We start from the raw sequence: 17,161 nt of genomic DNA on the forward strand, positions 1-17,161 counted from the left end.
ACGGCCCGGCTACCAGCCCAGTCCCAGGTGCAGGGGCAGGTACACCGCCATGCCGGCCAGCATCGTGCCCAGCACGCCGCGCCGCCAGAAGTAGTAGGCGCCGCCGACGACCGCCGCATAGAGACGGGCGTCGTGCAAGGTGGTGATCAGGTGGCCCTGCGTCATCACGATCTCGGGCGCGATCACGCCGGCCAGCGCGGCGGCCGGCGCGTAGTGCAGCGCGCGGTGCGCCCACTCGGGCAGGCCCCAGGGCCGGTCGAGGATGAAGAAGAAGCAGCGCGTGAGCACGGTGACGCCAGCGAGGCCGGCGATCACGGCCAGGGACCACCAGTCGGTGCCGCCGCCGCTCACTTGTCGTCCTCCGCGTCGGGGTCGAGCCCGAACTGCTTTTCGAGCCAGAAGCACAGCAGCACCGCCACGCCGATCGCGACCACGATGTTGAGCTTGAGCGGCAGCGCGTAAGCCGCGACCGCCGTGGCGCCCGCGATGAGCGCGGCCAGCACGCGCAGCCGCGTCGTCGCCATCGAGCAGACGATGGCCACCAGGCTCAGCACGCCGGCAAAGCCCAGGCCCCAGGTCTGCGGAATGAGGTTGGCCAGCGCGATGCCGAGCAGGCTCATGCCCATCCACGCGCACCAGGTCACGAAGTAGTTGCCGGTGAGGTAGGCCTCTTGCGCCAGCCGCTCGGCGGGCGTCGCCGGTGGCGCCGTGTACTGCTTCGTGAAGAGCGCGTAGCTCAGGTCGGCCGTCAGGTAGCCGTGCAGCAGGCGGCGCCAGCGCGGCATGTGCATGAGGTAGGGCCGCAGGTGCAGGCTGAACACCACGAAGCGCAGGTTGACGCAAAAGCCCGTCGCCAAAATCACCCAGGCCGGCGCGCCCGCGGCCAACAGTGGGATGGCGGCCAGCTGCGAGCTGCCGGCATAGACGAACAGGGTCATCGCCACGGCCTCGAGCACGCTCATGTCCGACTTGACCATGGCCACGCCGGTCATCAGGCCCCAGGCGCCGATGCCGAGCGCGGCCGAGGCCATGTCGCGCATGCCGGCGCGGAACTCGGGCTGGCGGCGCAGCGTGGGCGAGAGGAACATCAGCCGAAGACCTGTCCGGCCTTCAGGTCGAAGCCGCGCAGGAAGTCGGCCGCGGGCAGGCGCTTGCCGCCCGGGCGTTGCAGTTCGGTGAGCACCACGGTGGCGTCCGACGCCGCCACGGCGACGCCCGTTGCATCAGCCGAGATGATGGTGCCGGGCGCGGCGCCTGCAGGGCCGGTCGCCACGTGCGCGGCCCAGAGCTTGACGGTCTCGCCGCCGAGCGGACTGTTGGCACCGGGGAACGGATCGAAGGCCAGCACGCGGCGCACGATGGCCGCGGCCGGCTGCGTCCAGTCGATCAGCGCTTCGTGCTTCTCGACCTTGTGGGCGTAGGTGATGCCTTCGGTGGGCTGCGGCGTGCGGGTGAGTTGCCCGATCTGCGCCAGCGCTTCGACCACCATGCGCCCGCCGAGCGCGGCCAGGCGGTCGTGCAGGCGGGCGGTGTTCTCGCCGGGCGCGATGTCGAGCGCCTCGCGCAGCAGCATGTCGCCGGTGTCCAGGCCCGCGTCCATCTGCATGATGGTGATGCCGGTCTGCGCGTCGCCGGCCTCGATGGCGCGGTGGATCGGCGCCGCGCCGCGCCAGCGCGGCAGCAGGCTGGCGTGGATGTTGAGGCAGCCGTGCGCCGGCAGGTCGAGCACCCACTGCGGCAGGATCAGCCCGTAGGCCGCGACCACCATCACGTCGGGCTGCCACGCGAGCAGCGTGTCGCGCGCGGCGGTGGCCTCGTCGGGGTACTTGCCGTCCAGCCGCAGGCTGCGCGGCTGGGCGACGGGCCAGTTGTGGGCCACGGCGCACTGCTTGACGGGTGAAGCCTGCAACTTCATGCCGCGGCCGGCGGGCCGGTCGGGCTGGCTCATCACGCCGACGATGTCATGGCCGGCGGCGGCGATGGCCTCCAGGGCGACGCGCGCGAACTCGGGCGTGCCCGCAAAAACGACTTTCAACGCGCTCAATCCCGGATCCGTTCGAATTCGAGGTCATCCCCCGTGTGGTACCGGCGCACCACGCCGGTGGGGTCGATGTAGATATAGAGCATGCGACGCTCGTTGATGGCCTTGTAGCGCCAGGTCCAGACGGTGCCGTCGAAGGAGCTGACGCGGCTGATTTCGTAGGGCTTGCCGTAGAAGGCCAGCACCTCGTTCTGGCGCCAGCGGTCGACCTGGATGTCGTGGTCGAAGCGCGCCTCGGTGAGCACCTGGGTCACCGAGACGACCTTGCCGGACGCGTCGAGGTCGATGTCGACCACCTCGAAGCCGGCCGGCATGCGCGAATACTGCAGGCGCTCGCCGCCGCCGTTGAGCGGGTAGCGGCCGGTGGGCGCGCCCAGGCGCTGCAGGGTTTCGGCGGCGGAGGTGCCGGGCTGGATGCGCGTGGGTTCGCTGACGCAACCTGCCAGGAACAACAGTCCGGCGGCGGCCAGCGAGGACCACGCAGCCCGGTGGCTCATGCCCGTGCTTCTTTCATGTCCTCGCGCTGCTGCTTGAGGAGCTTGCTCTTGATGCGGTTGCGCTTCAGGGGCGACAGGTATTCGACGAACACCTTGCCCATGAGGTGATCGAGCTCGTGCTGGATGCACACGGCCAGCAGGCCGTCGGCCTCGATGGTGTGGGTGTTGCCGTCGGCGTCGAGCGCCTGGACCTTCACCGAGGTGGAACGCATCACGCCGTCGTAGATGCCGGGCACCGAGAGGCAGCCCTCTTCATTCAGCACCTTTTCGTCGCTGGCCCAGGTGATTTCGGGGTTGATGAGCACGATCGGCTCGTTGCGCTCTTCGGAGACGTCGATCACGACCACGCGCTCGTGCACGTCGATCTGGGTCGCGGCCAGGCCGATGCCGCTCGCGTCGTACATGGTTTCCAGCATGTCGGCGACCAGGGTCTTGATGCGCGCGTCCACGCCCTGCACCGGCTTGGCCACCGTGTGCAGGCGCTTGTCGGGGTAACTCAGAATGATTCGTTTGGCCATGAAATCGGGGGGAAGTTGTGGCTATTTTCGCCAATTCCGCGACGCGTCGCGGCGCATTGGCGCGAAAACGTTGCCCTTGCAAGGGCTTCGGGCGCAGAATTCGTAGCAAATTGTGAGATTCGTATGCGCCACGATACTTCGTGCGCTCACCCATCCAGACATGACACAGCCCAGCTCCACCGAACACCAGCGCCCGACCTTCTTTGCCTTCTGGACGGCCGCCCTGGCGGTGGCCGGCAGTTGCGGCGCCACGGCGGCCTGGGCGCAGACGACCTACCCGGTCACGCCCCAGCAGCGCGCCACCGCCCAGCAGACCGCCCAGGCGGGCGTGCCGCTGAGCGAGCTGTCGCCGAAGGCGCCCGACGAATACACGGTCAAGCCCGGTGACACGCTCTGGGCCATCTCGCGCCTGTACCTGCTGCGCCCCTGGCGCTGGCCGGAGCTCTGGGGCATGAACATCAACGAGATCCAGGACCCGCACCGCATCTACCCGGGCCAGGTGCTGTACCTGGACAAGAGCGGCGGCCGCGCCCGCCTGACCACCCGCCGCAGCGTGGGCGGCGTCGACGGCGGCACCATCAAGCTGTCGCCGCGCACGCGCTTCGACTCGCTCGCCGGCATGGCCCTGCCCACGCTCAACCCGAGCCTGATCGAGCCCTTCCTCAGCGAACCCATCGTGGTCGATGCCAACACGCTCGACGCCGCGCCGCGCATCGTGGCCGGCAACGACAGCCGCGTGCTGCTGTCGCGCGGCGACCGTGCCTATGCACGCGGCAACGCCGAGTCGCCGCTGGTCGAAAAGCCGGGCCCGGTGCAGCACTACCGCATCTTCCGCAGCGCCACGCCGCTGAAAGACCCCGGCACCGGCGAAATCCTCGGCTACGAGGCGCAGTACCTGGGCAAGGCGCAGCTGCAACGCGGCGAATCGACCACCATCGAGACGACCGGCGACAAGGACGTCATCACGGTCGTGCCGGCCAGCATCGACATCATTGCGTCGCGCGAGGAAATGCGCGCCGGCGACCGCCTGCTGCCCGAGCCGCCGCGCCAGCTGCTGAGCTACGCACCGCGCGCGCCCTCCACCCAGGTGGATGGCCGCATCGTGTCGGTCTACGGCAACGCCGTGCAGTACGCGGCGCAGAACCAGGTCGTGGCCATCAACAAGGGCACGCGCGACGGCGTCGACAACGGCCATGTGCTGGCCATTTTGAAGAACGGCGAGACCATCCTCGACCGCACCGGGGCGCGCAAGGAAACCATCAAGCTGCCGAACGAACGCATCGGCCTGCTGATGGTGTTCCGCACCTTCGAGAAGGTCTCGTACGCACTCGTGCTCGAAATCAACGACACTCCCCGCGCCGGCGACTTCCTCGTCAATCCCTGACACGCGCCTGAGGCTTCTTTCTCGCACACTCGTTTGGAACGCGCAGAACTCGCAGGCTGGCTGCGACTTTCACTGACACCAGGCGTCGGCGACGGCGCCGCACGCCGCCTGCTCGCGGCCTTCGGGCTGCCCGACGCGATCTTCGCGCAGCCGGAGGCAACGCTGTGCGAAGTCGTCAGCACCGCCCAGGCCGCCGCGCTCAAGCAGCCGCCCTCCGGCCTGCAGGCGCAGGTCGACCAGACCTGGCAATGGCTGCACCCCGCGGACGACCCCACCGGCGCCGCCATCACGCGCCGCGTCGTGACGCTCGGCGACACCGGCTACCCGAGTTCGCTGCTCGAGATGGTCGACCCGCCGCTGATGCTCTATGTGCTCGGTGCCGCTGCCTTCGACCTCACGCAACTCGGCCGCAGCCTTGCCGTGGTCGGCAGCCGCAACCCGACGCCGCAGGGCGCCAGCCATGCGCGCGCCTTCGCACGGGCGCTGGGTGAAGCGGGCCTGCCCGTGGTGTCGGGGCTGGCGCTCGGCATCGACGGCGCGGCGCACCTGGGCGCGCTCGACGCGGCCGGCGACGCTCCGGTGCTCGCCACGGTGGCGGTGGTCGGCACCGGCCTGGACCGCGTGTACCCCGCGCGGCACCGCGACCTGGCGCACCGCATCACGCTGCAGGGGCTGATCGTGAGCGAGCTGCCGTTGGGCACGCCGCCGCTCACGCAGAACTTTCCCAAGCGCAACCGCCTCATCGCGGGCCTGGCGCGCGGCACGCTGGTGGTCGAGGCGGCGCTGGCATCGGGCTCGCTCATCACCGCGCGCCTCACGTCGGAGCAGGGCAAGGAAGTGTTCGCGATCCCGGGTTCGATCCACTCGCCGCAATCGCGCGGCTGCCATGCGCTGATCCGCCAAGGCGCGAAGCTGGTCGAGTCGGTGAGCGACATCCTCGAAGAACTGCCACCGCTGGCGCCGGCCGCTCGCACGCGGACCGACGACACGCCTTCGCCGCCCCCGGAACACCCGCTGCTCGATGCCCTCGGCTTCGACCCGGTGAGCCTCGATGCGCTGAGCGCACGCACCGGCTGGAGCGCGGCCCAGCTGCAGGCGAAGATGCTCGAGCTTGAGCTCGACGGGCATGTCTCGCGGCTGCCCGGCGGCCTGTTTCAAAGAGCCGCCGTCGGCTGACGCCCGGTCCGCGCCCGCTTTTTCGTGGAACACCGCGGAACCGGCTTTGCCGGGCCGCTGGTGTTGCCCCCGGTAGGGGGTTGGCGCAGCGACACGAAGTGCGCGAAGACTGGGGGCGAGCAACGGTTTCCTGGGCTATATTGGGCCCATGTTCGAAGTGCTCGTGTTTGTGTATGAAAACTACTGGCGCGGCGATGCCTGCCCCGAACCCGAACAGCTGGGCCGCAAGCTCAGTGCGCACGGCTTCGAGGCGGACGAAATACGCGACGCCCTGCAGTGGCTCGACGGCCTGAGCCTTGCCACGCAAGGCCTGCAGTTTGAACACCAGGCCAGTGAAGGCGATGACGACAACGCCATCACCACTGCCCGCGTCACGCTGGGCGGCGCGCCCGATGCGGCGCTGCCCCAGTCGAGCCAGTCGATGCGCGTGTACTCGCCGTCGGAGCAGGAACACCTCGGCGCCGAATGCCTCGGCTTCATCCGTTTTCTCGAACTTTCGAACGTGCTGCCCTGTGGCCTGCGCGAGATCGTCGTCGAGCGCGCGATGGCCGCCCCGGGCGACCCGGTGGCATTGGACGAACTCAAGATCATCGTGCTGATGGTGCACTGGAGCACCGGCATCGAGCCCGATGCGCTGGTGCTCGATGAACTCTGCGAAAGCCGCGAAGGCCGTACGGCGCACTGAACTCGCCCCCAGGCAGTTCAAGCCCTCCCCGGAACAGACGAGAACCGCCGCGCGGCTGACTAGTTCAGCAGCCGCTCGGGATTCGCATCGAGCTTCGCCAGCGCCTCGCGCGTCGCACGTGCCGTGAGCGTTTCTTCCTCGGCCGGCACCAGCAGGCCAGCCTGCAGGTACATCGCCAAGCGCCCAGCCTGGATGAGGAAGCTGCGACCGTCGGCCGAGGCGAACAGGTGCAGCTGCTTGCGGTCGCTGCGCCAGACGAACTGGACCTGGGTCACGCGGTCGTTGTGGTCCAGCATGAACCAGTTGCCGACCTGCAGCTCGTGGGTCCATGCGAGCATGTCCTCGGCCACCTTGACGCCGGCGGTGTCGGAAATGACCTCGATGGCCGTCGCGTCCACGCCGAGCAGCAGTTCGATGCTCTGCGCGTCCAGCGGCAGGCTGGAGGCGCTGCCGTCGTCGGTCACGAAGTCTTCCAGGTGCGCCAGCCGCTCGGCCATGGCCTCGATCTTGGCCTGGGGAATGGCCTCGGTCTTCGACATGAAGGCGTCGGTGAGCGTGGCGCCGATGGTCTTGATGTGGCCTTCCTGCGGCTCGCCGACGATGCCCAGCAGGTCCATGCCCTGGCGCAGGCGCTGCAGCAGCTGCGGCAGGTCTTGAATGACGCGGGCGCGGTCGGCGCGGTTGGGCTTGGCGCTCGCGGCCCAGACCAGCTCGGAGGCCACGCGCTTGAGCATCACGGTGTGCTCGCCCTGTGCGCCGTAGCGCAGCGCGGCAATGGCCAGCACCTCGGCCCAGACCTTGAACAGGAACTCGCGGATCTCGTCGCGCACCGGCATGTCGTTGAGCATCTTGCGCAACTCGATGGTGTACTGGATCGCCATCGTCTCCTTCTGCTCGACCTGCTGCGCCACGCTCATGACGCGCTGCGTGGCGTCGCTCTGCGTGAGATAGCGGCTGAGAAAAGCGACGAACTCGTCGAACACCAGCTTGAACACGCGCTGGCCGGTCTCGGGGTACTGCTCGATCACCTGCACCACGCGCTTGATCTCGTTCTCGAGCGCGCTGCCGGTGATGGCGGCGGCGTCGAAGCCCATCACGCAGGAACCCATGCGGTCGATCAGCATGCGCGCGGGGTGCTGCAGGGTGCCGAAGAACTCGGGCTCGGCGATGGCCACGCGCAGCACGGGCATCTGCAGCCGCGCGAACCACACGCGCGCGGAGAACGGAATGCGCTCTTCCGCGAGGATGGCCTGGAACATCAGCGCCACGATCTCGACCGTGGCCTTGTCGGCCGTGGTGGGCGCGCGCTTCTTGAGTTCGGCGGTGCGCCGGCGCAGGTCGACGGCGGTCTGCTGGATCAGCGTGGCCTGTTCGCCGCCGCCATCGATGTACTGCGTGGCCGCCATGCGGTAGGCGACCTCGGCATCGGCGATGGCGCCGGCAAAGGTGCGTGAAAACACGCGGGGCGCGGCCACGCCGCCGCCGGTGCCGGTCGTGCCCCCGCCCGGTTGCGAGGCCCCGGCCTCGCCGCCGATGCGCGCGGCGACAAAGCGCTTGAGGCTCAGCAGCGCGGTCTGTGCGCGCTGCCGCGCGAAGGCGAGCGGCGAGCTGCCCATCATCGAACTGGAAGCCGGCCCCGACGACGGCACGGACGCCGCATGCGAGGCCTGGAAAGCGAAGCCCGGACGCTGCGGCTGCGATGGCTGCTGCTGGCCGTGCGGCACGGCCGCACCTGCCGGCGAGCCCTGCCCCATCGGCATGCTCGACGACACCGGCATGCCCATGGACGACGGGCCGCCGCCCGAATCACCCGTGCGACGCACGAAGCTCTTGAGGTCGATTTCGGGCATCACGCCCTGCGCGATCAGGAAGGCGTTGGCGCTTTCGTAGGCCTTCACGACCACGTCCGCCAGCGCCTGCTGCGCCGTGCCCTGCACGCGGCCCCAGGCCTCGCGGCTCAGGCCGGCGGCCAGCCACTGTTCCACCAGCAGCTTGGCCAGCGTTTCGGGCTTGAGCACGTCCCGGGCATCGAGCTCGTGCGTGCCTTCGAGGTGCTGGATGCGCAGGCGCAGATCGCTGAGTTCGAAGCTGGCCTTGTCGTGGATGGTCTGTGCGAGGCGCGAGGCGAGGATGTTGCTCTCGACCACCTCGTCGCCGATGAGCTCCAGCCGCAGCGCCGCGGGGGCCGACGAGGTGCCGCTCGCCGGGCCCGCGCCCAACGCCTTGCGCCAGCCGGTCTGCGCCAGCGACACCCACTGCGAGGCATGGCCCTGGAACGCCACGAGGTCGTCGCGGCTTTCCTGCATGGTGCGCGCGCTGCCGACATCGGAGGCCACCGCGGTCAGCCGGTCGCGAATGGCCTGGGCCAGCGGAGCGATCGCACCTTCCGTGGCCGCCACGAAACGCTCACGCGCCTCGCGTGCGAGCTGCAGGGAAGAAGCGGACCGCGCAGTGCTCATTGATGGATCGGAAAGGCCGGAGAGAACGGTTCATCGGCGACAGCCCCGAGCTTGCATCGGGATGCGCCACCGCACAAGTGCGGGTGACGCGAAGCTGGCGCCGAAGTATCCCTCAGACGACGGCGCCGGCGTTCGGGTCGTCGCCGCCGGAATCGCCGTCGCGCTTGACCGGCGGCCCCTTGATCAGGTCCTCGCGCTTCACGCCCAGCCACATCGCGATCGCGGCGGCCACGAAGCACGACGAGTAGATGCCGAAGCAGATGCCGATGGTCAGCGCCAGCGCAAAGTAATGCAGCGTGGGGCCGCCGAAGAAGAACATCGACAGCACCACGAGCTGCGTGGAGCCGTGGGTGATGATCGTGCGGCTGATGGTCGAGGTGATCGCGTTGTCGATGACTTCGGTGGTCGTCATCTTGCGGTAACGACGGAAGTTCTCGCGCACGCGGTCGAAGATCACGACCGACTCGTTCACCGAGTAGCCCAGCACCGCGAGCACGGCCGCCAGCACCGCCAGCGAGAACTCCCACTGGAAGAAGGCGAAGAAGCCCAGGATGATCACCACGTCGTGCAGGTTGGCCAGCACGGTGGACAGCGCGAACTTCCATTCGAAGCGGAACGCCAGGTAGATCATGATGCCGATCACCACCATGGCCAGCGCCTTGATGCCGTTGGAGGTCAGCTCGTCGCCGACCTGCGGCCCGACGACCTCGATGCCGCGCTGCGTGGCCGACGGGTCGACCGACTTCAGCGCCTGCATGACCTGCGCGCTCTGCTGGTCGGAGCTCATGCCCTTCTGGGTGGGCAGGCGGATCTGCACGTCGCGCGAGGTGCCGTAGTTCTGCACCTGCACTTCGGGATAGCCGAGCTTGGTGACGGCCTCGCGCACCTTGCCGATGTCGGCCGATTGCTCGTAGGCCACTTCCATCACCGTGCCGCCGGTGAACTCCACCGACAGGTGCAGCCCGCGGTGGAACAGGAAGAACAGCGCCAGCGCAAAGGTTGCGAAGGAGATGATGTTCAGCACCAGGGCATGGCGCATGAACGGGATGGTCTTGTGGATGCGGAAGAATTCCATGGCGATGGTCCTCGGCCGTTACTTGGTGTCGACCACGGCCGTGCCGTCGGTCTTGGGCCGCCAGACGGTGCCGATCGACACAGACTTGAGCTTCTTCTTCTGGCCGTACCAGAAGTTCACGAGGCCACGCGAGAAGAACACGGCGGAGAACATCGAGGTGACGATGCCGATGCAGTGCACCACCGCGAAGCCGCGCACCGGGCCCGAGCCGAAGGCCAAGAGCGCAATGCCCGCGATCAGCGTGGTCACGTTGGAGTCGAGAATCGTGCCCCAGGCGCGGTCGTAGCCCGCGTGGATGGCGGCCTGCGGCGAGGCGCCGTTGCGCAGCTCTTCACGCACGCGTTCGTTGATCAGCACGTTGGAGTCGATGGCCACGCCGATGGCCAGCGCCATGGCCGCGATGCCGGGCAGCGTGAGCGTGGCCTGCAGCATCGAGAGAATGGCGACCAGCAGCATCAGGTTCACGGCCAGCGCGATCGACGAGAACAGGCCGAACAGCGCGTAGTAGGCACACATGAAGACCATGATGGCCAGGAAGCCGTACATCACGCTCTTGAAGCCTTTTTCGATGTTGTCGGCGCCGAGCGTCGGGCCGATCGTGCGCTCCTGGATGATCTCCATGGGCGCGGCCAGCGAGCCGGCGCGCAGCAGCAGAGCCAGGTCGCTGGCTTCGGCCACCGTCATCGAGCCCGAAACCTGGAAGCGGTTGCCCAGTTCGCCGTTGATCGACGGGGCCGTGAGCACTTCGCCCTTGCCCTTCTCGAAGATCAGCATGGCCATGCGCTTCTTGTAGTTCTCGCGGCTGACGTCGCGCATGATGCGACCGCCCTTGGCGTCCATGGTCAGGTCGACCTTGGGCTGGTTGCTCTGCTGGTCGAAGCCGGGCTGGGCGTCCGTGAGGTTCTCGCCGGTGACGAGCACCTGCTTCTTCACGATCACCGGGCGGCCACCGCGGTCGAGGAATTTCTCGGAGCCGAAGGGCACGGGCGCGCCGCTCAGCTCGGCCGCGCGGCCTTCGGCGCTTTCGTCGACCATGCGCATTTCGAGCGTGGCGGTGCGGCCCAGGATTTCCTTGGCCTTGGCCGTGTCCTGCACGCCGGGCAGCTGCACGACGATGCGGTCCAGGCCCTGCTGCTGGATCACCGGCTCGGCCACGCCGAGTTCGTTGATCCGGTTGTGCAGGGTCGTGATGTTCTGCTTGAGCGCGGCGTCCTGCAGGCGGCGGGCCGCCTCGGGCTTGATGGTGGCGGTCAGGCGCCAGTTGGTGCCGTCTTGCGTGTCGGTGGTGCTGAGGTCGGGGAACTGGTCCACGATCAGGCGCTTGGCGGTCTCCAGTGAGGCCGCGTCGCGGAACGTCACCTCGACGGTCTGGCCGTTGCGGCTGACCTGGGTGCCGCGGATGCTCTTGTCGCGGAAGGTGGTGCGCAGGTCGCTCGCGAACGATTCGGCCTTCTTGTCGATGGCGCCCTTCATGTCGACCTGCAGCAGGAAGTCGACGCCGCCGCGCAGGTCCAGGCCCAGGTACATCGGGAACGCATGCAGCGACGTGAGCCACTTGGGCGAACGCGACAGCAGGTTCAGCGCCACCGTGTAGGGCGGGTCGCTGGCGTCGGGCACCAGGGCGCGCTGCACGACGTCGCGCGCCTTGAGCTGGTCGTCGGTGGTGGTGAAGCGGACGCGCAGCGAGCCGGCGTCCAGCGTCACCAGGTCGGGCGTCAGGCCGGCGGCTTTCAGCGCCTCCTCGACCCGGGTCTGGGTGGCGGCATCGACCTTGACGGTCGTCTTGGCCGCGGACACCTGCACCGCGGGTGCCTCGCCGAAGAAATTGGGCAGGGCGTAGATGAGCCCCACGAGCAGCACGATCACGATGATCGTGTACTTCCAGACCGGGTAACGGTTCATGAGAAGGCGCTTTTCACAAGCGTTTCAGAAATGGAACACGGCGTGACTTGGGGCCCTGCGCCCTGGAGCGCAAGGTTCAGCTCACGCTTTTATTGCTTGACGGCGCCCTTGGGCAGCACCTGGACCACCGCGCTGCGCTGGATCTTGATCTCCACGCCGTTGGCGATTTCCAGGCCGAGGTACTGGTCGTTCAGCGAGGTGATCTTGCCGAGCACGCCGCCGGCCGTGGCGACTTCGTCACCCTTGGCCAGGGCTTCGATCATGGCGCGGGCCTCTTTCTGGCGCTTCATTTGCGGGCGGATCATGACGAAATACAGCACCACGAACATCAGCACCAGCGGCAGCATGCTGCCCAGCGAAGACAACATGTCGCCACCACCGGCGGCTGCGGGCGCGGTTTGAGCGAAAGCAGAGGAAATGAACAAGAGAGTCTCCAGCAGAGGGAAGAGAGAAGAAAAAGACTTCAGATGCGCGGGCCGGGCCCGCGGTTCCGCGCCCACGAGGGATGCGGGCCGCAAGTCAAAGGCTCGGCGGGGGAGGCCGCGCGCAGTCGGGCATTGTATTCGGCGCAGATGGCCGTTTCGCGCCCTTATCCGGCGCACCCCCGAGGGCTTTCAGCTATCGTTTAAATAGCAAAGAGCGCCGCAAGGGCGCTCTTTGTCAGGGGAAACGGGCCTGGCGGATCAGGCCGCTGCGCGCTGCGCCTGCGGGTGGCGCCACTTGCCCATCAGCTCGGTCCAGCGGGTGCGGGCCGCCGCGAGGTTGCGCTCCTTCACGTGGCCGTAGCCGCGGATCTGCTCCGGCAGCGCCGCGATCTCCAGCGCCAGCGCGTGGTTGTCGGCGCGCAGGCCCTTGAGCACTTCCTCGATGCTGGCGCGGTACTCGCCGATGAGGGCGCGCTCGGTCTTGCGTTCCTCGGTGCGGCCGAAGACATCGAGCGCCGTGCCGCGCAGGCCCTTGAGCTTCGCCAGGAAGCGGAAGCCCGTGAGCATCCAGGGGCCGAACTTCTGCTTCTGCAGCTGGCCCTTGGTGTTCTTCTTTGCAAGCAGCGGCGGCGCTAGGTGGTAGTTGAGCTTGTAGTCGCCTTCGAACATGCCCTCGACGCGGTCCAGGAACGTGCGGTCGGTGTGCAGGCGGGCGACTTCGTACTCGTCCTTGTAGGCCATGAGCTTGAACAGGTAGCGCGCCACCGTTTCGGCCAGTCCCGTGCTCTTGCCGACGGCCGACTCGACCTGCTGCACGCGGCCGACGAAGGCCTTGTATTCCTCGGCGTAGGCGGCGTTCTGGTAGCCGGCCAGGAACTCTGCGCGACGCGCCACCAGGGCCTCGACCGTCTCGCGCTTCTTGAACTCGATGACCTGGCCCGGGCGCACGCGCTTTTGCAGCTCGTCCGGACGCACGGCGGCCTGGCGGCCCCACTCGAAGGCGGTCTTGTTGTTCTCGACGGCCACGGCGTTCAGCTCGATGGCGCGCATCAGCGACTCGTGCGCCAGCGGCACCCAGCCCTTTTGCCAGGCGTAGCCCAGGATCATCGGGTTGACGTAGATGGTGTCGCCCATCAGCGCGGTGGCGGCGGCATCGGCGTCGAAGGCGCCCAGGCCGTCGATGCCCACGGCGCGTGCAATTTCAGCGGCGCAGGCGTCTTCGGGGTTCTGCCAGTTGGCGTTGCGCACGAAGGCGGCCGTGGGCGCGCTGTGGCTGTTGAGCGCCACGTGCGTGCGCCCTTCGCGCATGCGCGCCATGGTCTCGGCGTTGATCGTGACCAGCGGGTCGCAGGCCAGGATCAGGTCGGCCGCCGCGGTGCCCACGCGGGTGGTGCGGATGTCGTCCTGCGTGTCGCCGATGAGCACGTGGCTCCAGGTGGCGCCGCCCTTTTGCGCCAGGCCCGCCGCGTCCTGCGTGACGATGCCCTTGGCCTCGATGTGCGCGGCCATGCCCAGCAGCTGGCCGATGGTGATCACGCCGGTGCCGCCGACGCCCGCCACCACCACGCCCCAGACCTTGCCACCCGCGAGCGACGGAATGGCGGGCTCGGCCAGCAGGCCGAACTCGGCCGGCGTGGCCGCCTTGTTCTTGCCCTTCTTCTTGAGCTGGCCGCCCTCGACGGTGACGAAGCTCGGGCAGAAGCCCTTCAGGCAGCTCATGTCCTTGTTGCAGCTGCTCTGGTTGATGGTGCGCTTGCGGCCGAACTCGGTTTCCAGCGGCTCCACCGAGAGGCAGTTGCTCTGCACGCTGCAGTCGCCGCAGCCTTCGCAGACCAGTTCGTTGATGACCACGCGCTTGGCCGGATCGACGGCCGTGCCGCGCTTGCGGCGGCGGCGCTTCTCGGTCGCGCAGGTCTGGTCGTAGATGATGGCCGTGGTGCCGGCCATGGCGCGGAACTCGCGCTGCACGTCGTCCAGCAGGTCGCGGTGCTTCACCTGCACGTGGTCGCCGGGGATGTTCACGCCCTCGTACTTCTCGGGCTCGTCGGTGACGATGACGACCTTCTTCGTGCCTTCGGCATGCAGGCTTTCTGCGATCTGCAGCACCGAATGGCCCTCGGGGCGCTCGCCCACGGTCTGGCCGCCGGTCATGGCGACCGCGTCGTTGTAGAGGATCTTGTAGGTGATGTTCACGCCCGCCGCGATGCTCTGGCGAATGGCGAGCAGGCCGCTGTGGAAGTACGTGCCGTCGCCCAGGTTGGCGAAGATGTGCTGGTCGGTCGTGAAGGGCTGCTGGCCCACCCATGGCACGCCCTCGCCGCCCATCTGCGTGAAGCCGATGGTGGAGCGGTCCATCCAGGTCGCCATGAAGTGGCAGCCGATGCCGCCCATCGCGCGCGAGCCTTCGGGCACGACGGTGCTGGTGTTGTGCGGGCAGCCCGAGCAGAACCAGGGCTGGCGCGTGGCGTCGGCCACGCTGGTGGAGGCCTGCTGCACCACCATCGCGCGCTCCTTGGCCTCCAGGATGGCCAGTTGCGCGTCGATGCGCGCGGCCATGTCGGCGCCGGCGGCGGCCAGCAGGCCCGTCTTCTTCAGGCGCGCGGCGATGGCCTTGGCGATGAGGGCCGGGTTCAGGTCGGCGTTGGCGCGCAGCAGCGTGTGCGAGGTCGGGTTGGGCATCGACCATTCGCCGCCGGAGTAGCCGTCGTCCGTGGAGCTGGCGCCTTCGTCGAACTTGCCGACCACGTTGGGGCGCACGTCGGAGCGCCAGTTGTAGAGCTCTTCCTTGAGCTGGTATTCGATGACCTGGCGCTTCTCCTCGACCACCAGGATTTCCTGCAGGCCGGTGGCGAATTCGCGCGTGAGCTGCGCTTCGAGCGGCCACACCACGCCCACCTTGTGCAGGCGGATGCCCAGCTGGCGGCAGGCCGCGTCGTCCAGGCCCAGGTCGATGAGCGCCTGGCGCGTGTCGTTGTAGGCCTTGCCGCTGGCCATGATGCCGAAGCGGTCGTTCGGGCCTTCGATCACGTTGTGGTTCAGGCGGTTGGCGCGGATGTAGGCCAGCGCGGCGTACCACTTGTAGTGCATGAGCCGGGCTTCCTGCTCCAGCGCATGGTCGGGCCAGCGGATGTGCAGGCCGCCGGGCGGCATCTCGAAGTCGGTCGGGATGACGATGTCGACGCGCTCGGGGTCGATCATGGCCGTGGCGCTGGACTCGACGATCTCCTGGATCGTCTTCATGCCCGACCACACGCCCGAGAAGCGGCTCAGCGCGAAGGCGTGGATGCCCAGGTCCAGGATTTCCTGCACGTTGGCCGGGAAGAACACCGGCGTGCCGCAGGCCTTGAAGATGTGGTCGCTCTGGTGCGCGGCCGTGCTGCTCTTGGAGATGTGGTCGTCGCCGGCCACCGCGATCACGCCGCCCCAGGCGGTGGTGCCGGCCATGTTGGCGTGCTTGAAGACGTCGGAGCAGCGGTCCACGCCCGGGCCCTTGCCGTACCAGATGCCGAAGACGCCGTCGAACTTGTTGGTGCCCTGGGGCGAAAAGCCCAGCTGCTGCGTGCCCCACAGCGCCGTGGCCGCGAGCTCTTCGTTCACGCCGGGCTGGAAGACGATGTTCTGTTCCTTGAGGAACTTGCTGGCCTTCCACAGCGCCTGGTCGTAGCCGCCGAGCGGGGAGCCGCGGTAGCCGCTGATGAAGCCGGCGGTGTTCTTGCCGACCTGCTTGTCGCGCAGGCGCTGCAGCATCGGCAGCTTGACCAGGGCCTGCACGCCGCTCATGAAGGCGCGCCCGTAATCGAGGCTGTATTTGTCGTCGAGCGTGACGGTTTCTAGCGCGCGGCGAATGTGCTCGGGCAGCGGGGCGTTCATGTTCTCTGTCTCCGTATTGGCAGGGCTTTGTGGGCCTGGCTGAGGGGTGTGGGTCTGTGCCCGGTAGGGCGCAAGCCCATGGTGACGCAAAGTGTATGCCGGGGTCTGCGACAGGTGTTTGCGTTTTTTGCCTCGAAAAAACGACTTTCAGAAAGAATCTTGCTTAACATCCACCCCTATGGAAAGCATTGACAAGTTCGACCTCGCTATCCTGCAAGAACTGCAGACCGATGGCCGCCTCACGAACGCCGAATTGGCGCAGCGCGTGGGCCTGTCGGCGGCGCCCTGCTGGCGCCGCGTGCGCGCGCTGGAAGACGCCGGCTTCATCAAGGGCTACCGCGCCGAGATCGACCGCCACAAGATCGGACTGGGCGTGCTCGCCTTCGTGCGCGTGGACACCGAGCGCGTCACCCACGAGGCCACGCGCAAGCTCGAGGACGCGATCCGCAAGATGCCCGAGGTGGTGGCCTGCCACTACATCAGCGGCACCGGCACCTTCGAGCTGCAGGTGGTGGCGCAGGACCTGAACGGTTTCTCGGCCTTCGCGCGGCAGAACCTCATGAACCTGCCGAACGTGAAAGACCTGCACACCAGCTTCTCGCTGGGCGAGGTGAAGGCCAACAGCGCGCTGCCGCTGGGGCACCTGGCGAAGTAACCGCCCCAAAAAAAGAAAAGGGCCGCCTCCCGCGAGGGAGCCGGCCCGACCATCCGCCCGAGGGCGGTGCACCTTCTATCTGGTTAGAAGGTGATGTCCTTCTCGACGTCCTGCAGCTTGCGGCGCGCCAGCGCCAGGTTCGACTTCGCCTTGTCGAGCACGAAATAGATGAACACGCCTTCCTTCTGCGCCATCGGGCGCAGCAGGTGGTACTGCTTGCCCAGCGTGATGAGGATGTCTTCGATGGTGTCGCTCAGGCCCAGCGCGCGCATCGTCTTGAGCTTGGCGCGCATCACTTCGGTGTTGCCGGCGGCGGCCACTTCGAGGTCCACGCCGGAGCCGGCGGCGCCCAGCATCATGCCGCTGGCGGAATCGACCACGGCAGCGCACAGGGCGCCGTCGGCGGTCAGGAGGGTGTCGAGGCTGGTCTGGATCGAGGCCATGTCAGTAAGTCCTGTGAGTGAAATTCATGCG

Annotated in this window: 15 protein-coding genes; 4 read left to right on the plus strand and 11 right to left on the minus strand. The window is 67.9% G+C overall.

Annotation, left to right across the window (positions count from 1 at the left end):
- Positions 1-9: 9 nt before the first annotated feature.
- From AC07O4_RS08375 to def, 5 genes are read right to left on the minus strand one after another with little or no spacing between them, the layout of a single operon-like run.
- Positions 10-351, minus strand: coding sequence for an AzlD domain-containing protein (locus tag AC07O4_RS08375; RefSeq protein ID WP_095747259.1), 342 nt, complete (start codon positions 349-351; stop codon positions 10-12).
- Entirely contained in the window at positions 348-1,088 is a 741-nt protein-coding gene (locus AC07O4_RS08380) for an AzlC family ABC transporter permease (RefSeq protein WP_495304279.1), read from the minus strand. The genes AC07O4_RS08375 and AC07O4_RS08380 overlap by 4 nt, the downstream gene beginning before the upstream one ends.
- On the minus strand, positions 1,088-2,044 hold the full coding sequence (gene fmt / locus AC07O4_RS08385; protein ID WP_495304281.1) for a methionyl-tRNA formyltransferase: 957 nt from the start codon (positions 2,042-2,044) through the stop codon (positions 1,088-1,090). Before fmt ends, AC07O4_RS08380 begins: the two co-directional genes overlap by 1 nt.
- Positions 2,041-2,538 carry a hypothetical protein gene (locus tag AC07O4_RS08390; RefSeq protein WP_095950492.1) on the minus strand — a complete coding sequence of 166 codons (498 nt, stop codon included), beginning with the start codon at positions 2,536-2,538 and terminating at the stop codon, positions 2,041-2,043. The genes fmt and AC07O4_RS08390 overlap by 4 nt, the downstream gene beginning before the upstream one ends.
- Positions 2,535-3,056, minus strand: a complete 522-nt coding sequence (gene def / locus AC07O4_RS08395; protein WP_070063231.1) for a peptide deformylase — start codon at positions 3,054-3,056, stop codon at positions 2,535-2,537. Before def ends, AC07O4_RS08390 begins: the two co-directional genes overlap by 4 nt.
- Positions 3,057-3,216: 160 nt before the next feature.
- On the opposite strand from def, the gene AC07O4_RS08400 reads away from it, so the two are divergent.
- From AC07O4_RS08400 to AC07O4_RS08410, 3 genes are all read left to right on the plus strand, one after another.
- On the plus strand, positions 3,217-4,440 hold the full coding sequence (locus AC07O4_RS08400; protein WP_159279203.1) for a LysM peptidoglycan-binding domain-containing protein: 1,224 nt from the start codon (positions 3,217-3,219) through the stop codon (positions 4,438-4,440).
- 33 nt (positions 4,441-4,473) lie between these two features.
- Entirely contained in the window at positions 4,474-5,616 is a 1,143-nt protein-coding gene (dprA, locus tag AC07O4_RS08405; protein ID WP_495304282.1) for a DNA-processing protein DprA, read from the plus strand.
- Between the two features lie 148 nt (positions 5,617-5,764).
- Positions 5,765-6,301, plus strand: coding sequence for a Smg family protein (locus tag AC07O4_RS08410; protein ID WP_139700756.1), 537 nt, complete (start codon positions 5,765-5,767; stop codon positions 6,299-6,301).
- Positions 6,302-6,360: 59 nt separating this feature from the next.
- Here the strand turns inward: AC07O4_RS08410 and AC07O4_RS08415 are convergent, their stop codons facing one another.
- The 5 genes from AC07O4_RS08415 to AC07O4_RS08435 all read right to left on the minus strand — a co-directional run bounded on the left by AC07O4_RS08415 (position 6,361) and on the right by AC07O4_RS08435 (position 16,032).
- Positions 6,361-8,760: a DUF1631 family protein gene (locus AC07O4_RS08415; protein ID WP_159274113.1), complete on the minus strand. Its 2,400-nt coding sequence runs from the start codon at positions 8,758-8,760 to the stop codon at positions 6,361-6,363.
- A gap of 112 nt (positions 8,761-8,872) precedes the next feature.
- Positions 8,873-9,835: a protein translocase subunit SecF gene (gene secF, locus AC07O4_RS08420; RefSeq protein WP_062478240.1), complete on the minus strand. Its 963-nt coding sequence runs from the start codon at positions 9,833-9,835 to the stop codon at positions 8,873-8,875.
- Positions 9,836-9,853: 18 nt separating this feature from the next.
- Complete coding sequence (gene secD / locus AC07O4_RS08425) at positions 9,854-11,737, minus strand: protein translocase subunit SecD (RefSeq protein ID WP_495304283.1); 1,884 nt, start codon at positions 11,735-11,737, stop codon at positions 9,854-9,856.
- An 89-nt stretch (positions 11,738-11,826) separates the two neighbouring features.
- Positions 11,827-12,162 carry a preprotein translocase subunit YajC gene (yajC, locus tag AC07O4_RS08430; protein ID WP_062478234.1) on the minus strand — a complete coding sequence of 112 codons (336 nt, stop codon included), beginning with the start codon at positions 12,160-12,162 and terminating at the stop codon, positions 11,827-11,829.
- A 258-nt stretch (positions 12,163-12,420) separates the two neighbouring features.
- On the minus strand, positions 12,421-16,032 hold the full coding sequence (locus tag AC07O4_RS08435; RefSeq protein ID WP_495304284.1) for an indolepyruvate ferredoxin oxidoreductase family protein: 3,612 nt from the start codon (positions 16,030-16,032) through the stop codon (positions 12,421-12,423).
- 178 nt (positions 16,033-16,210) lie between these two features.
- On the opposite strand from AC07O4_RS08435, the gene AC07O4_RS08440 reads away from it, so the two are divergent.
- Positions 16,211-16,687, plus strand: coding sequence for an Lrp/AsnC family transcriptional regulator (locus AC07O4_RS08440; protein ID WP_062478228.1), 477 nt, complete (start codon positions 16,211-16,213; stop codon positions 16,685-16,687).
- A gap of 83 nt (positions 16,688-16,770) precedes the next feature.
- On the opposite strand, the gene AC07O4_RS08445 is transcribed toward AC07O4_RS08440, so the two are convergent.
- Complete coding sequence (locus AC07O4_RS08445; RefSeq protein ID WP_062478225.1) at positions 16,771-17,130, minus strand: hypothetical protein; 360 nt, start codon at positions 17,128-17,130, stop codon at positions 16,771-16,773.
- Positions 17,131-17,161: the final 31 nt, after the last annotated feature.

The sequence above is a fragment of the Variovorax sp. GW821-FHT09D04 genome, from assembly GCF_059416405.1.

Bases quoted from the DNA above. Each gene is read 5' to 3' on its own strand.
- AC07O4_RS08440 (WP_062478228.1), top strand. From the start codon at position 16,211: ATGGAAAGCATTGACAAGTTCGACCTCGCTATCCTGCAAGAACTGCAG.
- AC07O4_RS08400 (WP_159279203.1), top strand. From the start codon at position 3,217: ATGACACAGCCCAGCTCCACCGAACACCAGCGCCCGACCTTCTTTGCC.
- def (WP_070063231.1), bottom strand. From the start codon at position 3,056: ATGGCCAAACGAATCATTCTGAGTTACCCCGACAAGCGCCTGCACACG.
- AC07O4_RS08435 (WP_495304284.1), bottom strand. From the start codon at position 16,032: ATGAACGCCCCGCTGCCCGAGCACATTCGCCGCGCGCTAGAAACCGTC.
- secD (WP_495304283.1), bottom strand. From the start codon at position 11,737: ATGAACCGTTACCCGGTCTGGAAGTACACGATCATCGTGATCGTGCTG.
- AC07O4_RS08415 (WP_159274113.1), bottom strand. From the start codon at position 8,760: ATGAGCACTGCGCGGTCCGCTTCTTCCCTGCAGCTCGCACGCGAGGCG.
- AC07O4_RS08380 (WP_495304279.1), bottom strand. From the start codon at position 1,088: ATGTTCCTCTCGCCCACGCTGCGCCGCCAGCCCGAGTTCCGCGCCGGC.
- secF (WP_062478240.1), bottom strand. From the start codon at position 9,835: ATGGAATTCTTCCGCATCCACAAGACCATCCCGTTCATGCGCCATGCC.
- AC07O4_RS08390 (WP_095950492.1), bottom strand. From the start codon at position 2,538: ATGAGCCACCGGGCTGCGTGGTCCTCGCTGGCCGCCGCCGGACTGTTG.
- AC07O4_RS08410 (WP_139700756.1), top strand. From the start codon at position 5,765: ATGTTCGAAGTGCTCGTGTTTGTGTATGAAAACTACTGGCGCGGCGAT.
- AC07O4_RS08445 (WP_062478225.1), bottom strand. From the start codon at position 17,130: ATGGCCTCGATCCAGACCAGCCTCGACACCCTCCTGACCGCCGACGGC.